The organism is Halalkalibacter hemicellulosilyticusJCM 9152 (assembly GCF_000513115.1).
Taxonomy (GTDB): domain Bacteria; phylum Bacillota; class Bacilli; order Bacillales; family Bacillaceae_D; genus Halalkalibacter; species Halalkalibacter hemicellulosilyticus.
The window spans coordinates 1-7,584 of the sequence record NZ_BAUU01000065.1 but is presented as its reverse complement, the minus strand read 5'-3'; the positions used below and the strand labels follow the sequence as shown (position 1 = coordinate 7,584).

Below are 7,584 nucleotides of genomic sequence, written 5' to 3'. Positions count from 1 at the left end.
AATTTACATAAGATTGAAATCCGAACTTTAAGAGGAGAGGTTGACATAGGAACCTCTCCTCCATTTATTAATGTCCTCCGTGGTCATCTCCACCTAATGAGACAATTTCCAGTTTTTCATCTAATATACCTTGAGTTATAAATGGAATATCAGTAAATGTACCAATTATAAAGCCATGGTTATATGGTCCTTCTGTTGGTTCTTCCTGAAATGCGGGTTTAACTTTGGCAAGATACTGATAAAGTTCATCTGTGATTTCACCTTCATCTAACAACATCATTGGAGCATGCTTTCCTAAATGAGCAAAAGGAGCAGCCGCAATGGCAAGTTCAGGTGTATTAGTTGATGAAAACACAAAACCGTGCCCAGGACTAGTAATTCCCCAACCAAATCCTGTTTCAGCATCTTTATATGAGGCGAATTCAATGGATTGAGCTACTGGATTATCCCCTTCAATTCGGTGAACCGTTCCATACGTTTCTAACTCTTGAGCAATCTCATCAGATATAATATCTTCTGGTCCTACAAGATAGATCGTTACCCCATTCTCTCTTGCATTAAGAGCATCAATTGTTTCTTGTGGAATCCCATCATTATCAACATAAAGTACAGATTCATTCATGTGAGCAATCCAATTTCCAACAGAAATTGTATATTCTTTTGCGTCTTCCTCTGAAGAACCAATTATTACATTTGGATGAACTTCATTAATGGTTTCTGTAAATTTTTCTTCAATGTTCCTAGCAAAATCTGCTACATTTGCACCCTGTACTTGTTCAACATTGTAGGCGTTTAATTTATTTAATTCTGCTTCTGGAAGATCGCCAACCACGAGGACTTGAGTGTCTTCACTATTGCCTTTTGGTTGTAGTCGATTAAGTTCATTTAAGACATCTTCAGAAATTTCTCCGTCCAAATACAACATAGGACCATCATTAGGATGGTGAACCAGTGTTAGAGCGGCTAAGGAATATTGCCATTGATTTAATGGAGCCAATATAACTGTCCCAGGTTGATTTTCCTCATGGGTTGCTGGCCAAACAGTTTGAGATACGTGAATGGATAATTGGATAGGATCATCCTCATTTATTCGAGTAATGTTCTTAGTATTTACGACCTTTAATTCATCAGTTGCTAAATTATTGAGGTTCTCCGGAGCTTTTGCCGCTTCCTGTTCTAAATTCGATCTATCTACGTTAACTGAGTCACCCTGGTGCCCTTCATGATCCATCTCTTCGTCCATATGATCCATTTCTTCGCTTTTTTCGATATCCTGATGCCCTGCATGATCTTCTTCGGCTTGGGTACAAGCGGCAAGGAGCATACTTAAAAGTAAGAAGGAGACAACTAACATCAACTTAGTAGCTTTTGATTTTTTCAATTTATCCATTCCTTTCTAATAAATAACTCCATTTATCTCTCCTGCCTTTATCTTATCCAAATTAACTCTACTCAATCGTTGATTTGAATTTTTTAAGTCTTAAAGTGTTTAACACAACCGAAACAGAACTAAATGCCATTGCTGCTCCGGCTATCATAGGATTCAGCAGAATTCCAAATTGGGGATATAGTAAACCCGCTGCTACTGGAATCAAGACAATGTTATAACCAAATGCCCACCCAAGGTTCTGCCAGATCATCTTCATCGTTGATTTAGATAGTCTGAGGGCCGTTACAACGCTTTTAATATCACCACGCATCAAAGTGATATCTGCGGTTTCCATCGCAACATCCGTCCCCGTTCCAATGGCAATTCCTACATCGGCTTGAGCGAGTGCAGGAGCATCATTGATACCATCACCGACCATAGCCACCATTTTTCCTTCTCCTTGTAGTTTTTTTACTTCTTCTGCCTTATGTTCAGGTAACACCTCAGCAATATAGTTATCGATTCCGGCTTCCATTGCAATCGCTTTGGCCGTTCGTTTATGATCGCCTGTTAACATAATCACTTCAATACCCATCGATTTTAAGGCTTTGATTGCTGGGATGGTTCCTTTTTTCAATGTATCAGCTACTGCTATGATCCCTGCAAATTCCCCGTCAATCCCAACATACATGGGTGTTTTCCCTTGATCAGCTAATGTAATTGCTTTTTCTTCGTATAACCCCAAATCAATATTGTATTTACTCATCAGTTTGATGTTGCCAATTAAGACTTCTTTGTTATTTAATGTGGCAAGTAATCCGTGACCAACAATCGCTTCGAAAGATTCAGGGTCATTTATAGGAAGGTCTTTTTCTTTGGCAGCTTCCACAATGGCTTCACCTAATGGATGCTCTGATGCAGTTTCAACTGATGCAGCTACTTGCAATAGTTCCTGTTCACTTACTATATCAGTTGTAATGATATCTGTTAGTTTTGGCTTGCCTTCCGTTATGGTACCGGTCTTATCTAAAACAACAGTCTTAATTTTATGGGCACGTTCTAAACTTGTAGCATTTTTAATTAGGATGCCATTTTCAGCTCCTTTTTCTGTACCAACCATGATTGCTGTTGGTGTTGCCAAACCTAACGCGCAAGGACAAGCAATAATAAGAATCGCAATAAAGGTAGTTAATGCGAAAATCAGACTTGGGTCCGGACCGACAAAATACCAAACAATAAATGAGACTACCGCTATTAGTAAGACTGCCGGTACAAAGTAAGCAGAAATTAAATCAACGACACGTTGAATGGGAGCTTTCGAACCTTGAGCTTCATTAACCATTCGAATAATTTGTGCGAGTGCCGTTTCTTTCCCTACTTTTGTTGCACGAAAACGGAAACTTCCAGATTTGTTAATAGTCGCACCGATAACCTCATCTCCAGATACTTTTTCTACTGGGATAGACTCACCGGTTAACATGGATTCATCTATCGTAGATCTACCTTTCGTGACGACTCCATCGACCGGAATACGTTCACCTGGCCTTACAATGATCTCATCATCAATCTTTACTTCATCAACAGAAATTTCGAGTTCATTTCCATCTCTAATCACTCTGGCTGTTTTTGCTTGCAAACTCATTAATTTCTTAATTGCCGTAGAGGTTTGCCCTTTTGCTTTCGCTTCAAAGTAACGTCCTAAGAGGATAAGCGTCGTAATAACGGTTGTGACATCGTAATAAAGTTGGTACGGGAAGCCCATTGCCGTAAGCTGATCCGGAAATAACGTCATCGCACCACTATAAAGCCATGCAGCTGACGTACCCATTGCTACTAATACATTCATATCTGCTGAACCATTTCTTAATACCTTATAGCTATTTTTGTAAAATCTCCAACCAGGTACGAGTTGGATGTAACTTGTTAACACAAGTAAGAATAAAGGATTAGACAAAAATGTCGGTACCCATGCTCCCCAGCCATGCATCATGTGAGGGATGCTACCAACTAACACAACGGTTGTTAAGACGGCTGCTACTGTAAAATCTTTTAAAAGCTTTCTCGTTTCTACCTCTTGCTCATCAGATTCTTCTCTCTGTTCATTTTCATTGATAATTGATGCTTCATATCCTATCTTTTCAATTCGTTTTATAACAGCTTCGGGATCTAATATTCCTTTTTCTCCTTCAACCTGAGCTTGATTAGCAGCCAGGTTCACATTAACAGATTGCACACCTTCTACTTTTGCAATAGCCTTTTCCACACGGGTAACACATGATGCACAGGTCATTCCCTTTACAGAAAATAGAACCTTTCTTTGATCATCGTTATCAATGGGCTTAGCATCATATCCAGCCTTCTCAATAGCCTTTATAATTGCCTCAGACATTTCTATTGTTTCATCCGCTTCAACTTGAGCTTGATTGGCTGCCAGGTTTACATTAACAGATCGAACACCCTCTACTTTTGAGATCATCTTTTCAACGCGATTGACACAAGAGGCACATGTCATTCCTTTTACCGAAAATATCATCTTACTCACCTGATTCCCCTCCTTTACAATTCGAATAATACTGTTATTGTGATCATATTTCCCTTATAGATTACCAAAAGAATGTAAAGAAAATATGTGAGATACATCACAGATTCTTCTTTGTTCTATAAGTATCTTCATTTAGATAAAGCTAATGAAAATAGTGAAGAAGGTCGTACTAAAATCGTGCGACCTCACTTATATGATCCCATGCAACTACTTCATTCTACATCATATCCTTGTTCTTCAATCTCATGAATAATTTGATCTAATGAAATAACACCAGAATCATAATTAAGGTTTACTTTCCCTTCAGACAGCATAACTTTTACTGAGTTGACACCATTTAACTTTCCTATATTGTTTTCTATTGTACTTATGCAATGCCCACATGACATTCCGTTCACTTTTAATGTTTTTTGTTCCATTATTTTAACCTCCTAAAATGAATGATATGATATTTTCTTTTCAAACTAAATTTACCATACCCCCCTACGGTAATCAAGTTAATTACTTCGTTGAAATTGAACACTTATTGAACAGAAGGAGGGATCAAAAAAGTATGCATACTAACTTTAAGAATTTCAGAATATAAAAGGATAAAAAAAGAAGGAATGAAAATAATCATCCCTCCTTTAATATCTTATCTTGGTATATAACGAAACGGATCAACAGCATTTGACTTTGCCGCATTCCATCCACCTTCATGCACTTCAAAATGAAGATGTGCACCAAATGATTGGCCTGTATTCCCCATAAGTCCTATACGTTGACCTTTTGACACACGTTGTCCAGATGAAACTTCACGATTCTCCATATGAGCGTATAAGGTTGTAATTAATCGTCCATCTACCTGGTGAGCAATTAATACCACGTTACCATAGCTTGATGAATAATAAGACTGGACAACTGTTCCTTCTTGAACAGCAACAATAGGAACATCACCAGTCCGTCCATTTTTACCAATATCAATTCCATAATGCATTTGTCCACCAAAAACAGCTCGAGGACCATATGTTGATGTGATCGAGCCTGTTGCCGGTCGCATAAAACCAGAGCTAGTTACTGACGGTGAACTATGGACTTGAGACGTACTTCCATTCGAATTATTGGAATTTGAGTTGTTCGCACTTCCTGAATTACTCCTAGATGTTGTTGCAGCAGCTTCGGCATTCTGACGCTTTTGTTCTTCTTCAGCTTCGCGGCGTAGACGTTCTTCGTGTGCAGCTAATTCATTCTTAAGTGCCTGTTCTTGAGCACGTAAAATTTCGTCTGCTCCTTCGAGTTCACCTAGATCTGTATGTAGCTCGTCCTCTTGTTTTTCGACTAATTTCATTATTTTTTCTTTCTCATCACGCTGCTTCTCAAGCTTTTCCATCAAATTTTCTAATTCTATCAAATGCCCTTCTAATGTTTGCAGCTCTTTTTCTACCTTCTCTTTAGCTTTCTCTAACTCAAGATGATCTTCAATATGGGCATCTAAAATATTACGGTCTTGCTGGGCTATGACTGCTAAGGCACTCAAACGGTCTAAGAAATCACCAAAAGATTTGGCCCCTAAGACTACTTCTAAATAATTAATTGAGCCACCTGACTGATACATAGAGCGAGCTCGATCTTTTAACAATTTGTCACGTTCTGTTATACGTTCTTCAATGATAATTATTTCTGCTTGTAACTTTTCTATATTTTCTCTAACTTGGTTAATCTCTGCACGCTTCTCGCGAATTTTTTGATTCGTTTCTGCGTACTCATGGTCTAATCGTTCAATTTCATTTATGATTTCTTTTTTCTCTCGCTCTAATTGTTCGAGTTCTTTTTGCTTCTCCCCAGCTTCTTTTTTATTTTCTTCACGTTCTTTTTCAATGTTAGATAATTTGCTTTCTATATCACTGTTTGCTAATACTGTCTGGTTTAAAGGATCTACGGTAAGAGATCCTACTAGCAATAGAGTTATCACTATAGCCCTGGCGTTCTTTTTCATACAATATTCTCTCCTTGATAGTCTTTAAGATTTCGTTTAGTTAATATTAAAAAGTTCAAATATTAATCCAAGTTTATTTTCAAGTCAAAACCACTGTTAAGAATTTCATATGAAATTCTTAACAGTAGCTTCATAGATTAAGATTGGAGCATAGCTTAAAGATCAACTAAGTAGTTTCTCTGATTTATAAAACTTATCCATGGTGGATTTTGCTGAATTCTGATAGAATTTCTTTTTTCTTGTCGTATCTTGAATCATTTTACCATTTAGGAAGAGAAATTTTTGAGCATTTATATTACAGTTTCATTTCATATGCTTACTTAATGTTTAAATTAAGTTCATTTCTCTAATTAACTTTGGAAGATGAATTAAGCCTAGTTATTCTTGAATGAGGGAGAAATAAAAGAAAGTTGGGTTAATTTTAATGGGGCCGATAGTTACTTTGCTAGATTAACTATGAGTAGTTGAGTTTAATTCAATATTTTACGAACCATAACTTTTTGTTAATCTAATTGACTCAACTTTCGCAGACCAAATTAGGCAGGTAAGCCCTGATGTAGCTTGGTAAACCTGCAATCCATAGTGATAGTTGATTTTTAAGTAATTGTTGTGTTTGTTTGTTCGTTTTTTTCAAGACATCTTGAAGAAGCTCAATTAATTGCTGTAATGCTACAGCCCAATCGAGTTCATTCACTTCGTCACACAGGTCGTAAAATAAACCACCTAATGTACGTTCATCCGTGTGGCAACGATTTTGCCACGAAAGGGCGATGTATCTAGTAAAAACAATGGTTGTATGACTGATAAGTAAGTCATACGAGCGTCCTTGAAACTCTTTCTGTAAGCGAAGAAGCGATTTTGTTGTCTTAAAGAACACTTCAATATCCCAACGGATACCGTAAATACGCACAATCTCTTGTTCGGAAAGCGTACAATCTGTACTTAGAATGGCAAGCCATTCACTCTTCTTATTACGGTTTTGAACGAACACGACTTTAACCGATACACCGTTTTTCATCGTCGTCGTGATAGAACGAAGAAGCCCTTTCTTTCCTTGAATGGGCGACGCGGATCGGTAGAGTTCTTTCAATGAAACCATTTGACCATCAACTTGATAACGTTGTTTCGCATTTTTGACCATGCCAATGACGTCAAGTTCTTGTTCGACGATCGCCTGAATCAAAGGTTGTTGAGTAAACCACGTGTCCATCAATACGTAAGAGGCTTCGATACCATTGGATAATGCTCGTTCAATCATCGCTGGGATTTGATCAGGTGCTGACTGGAGAGCTTCGCTACGGCGCTTGTAACCAGAACTTCGTTTATCAATTTCTTCGTTGATCCCATTAATCGAAGACGTTTTTGAGCTTAGTAAAGAGAAGTCAACCGGCATGAAAGTATAACCGTCTGACCAGCCTAATGTAAGCATTCGAAATCCTTTATAAAATCGCATTTTCAAGGAAGCATGATCAAAACAACGGGCAAGTAACTCCACATTCTTACTCCGATTTCTATCAAACGTAGAATCATCAATAATGAGCACTTTTGGACGGTCCTTTGACGTAAGCACACTGACCTTTTGAATGGTAGCTGTACTAAAGAGTAAAAGGAATTTCCGCCAAGCAAATTTGGAATGATTTAAAAAACGATAGACGGTATCCTTGCCTGGATAGCGCTCGCTCTTTTTAGAAGTGACAA

The 7,584-nt window shown here is 37.8% G+C and carries 5 protein-coding genes; all 5 read right to left on the bottom strand.

Annotated features, from left to right (window positions below):
• Positions 1-67: 67 nt before the first annotated feature.
• The gene (locus JCM9152_RS20575) at positions 68-1,390 is read right to left on the bottom strand and encodes a hypothetical protein (RefSeq protein WP_003321464.1); all 1,323 of its coding nucleotides are present in this window, start codon (positions 1,388-1,390) and stop codon (positions 68-70) included.
• 58 nt (positions 1,391-1,448) lie between these two features.
• Positions 1,449-3,911 (bottom strand): heavy metal translocating P-type ATPase, encoded by a 2,463-nt coding sequence (locus JCM9152_RS20570; protein WP_003321465.1) that lies wholly within the window; start codon positions 3,909-3,911, stop codon positions 1,449-1,451.
• A 212-nt stretch (positions 3,912-4,123) separates the two neighbouring features.
• The gene (gene copZ, locus JCM9152_RS20565; RefSeq protein WP_003321466.1) at positions 4,124-4,330 is read right to left on the bottom strand and encodes a copper chaperone CopZ; all 207 of its coding nucleotides are present in this window, start codon (positions 4,328-4,330) and stop codon (positions 4,124-4,126) included.
• 215 nt (positions 4,331-4,545) lie between these two features.
• The gene (locus tag JCM9152_RS20560) at positions 4,546-5,886 is read right to left on the bottom strand and encodes a murein hydrolase activator EnvC family protein (RefSeq protein ID WP_003321467.1); all 1,341 of its coding nucleotides are present in this window, start codon (positions 5,884-5,886) and stop codon (positions 4,546-4,548) included.
• A gap of 517 nt (positions 5,887-6,403) precedes the next feature.
• A partial coding sequence (locus JCM9152_RS20555; RefSeq protein WP_035347595.1) for an IS4 family transposase occupies positions 6,404-7,584 on the bottom strand: 1,181 nt, incomplete at its 5' end.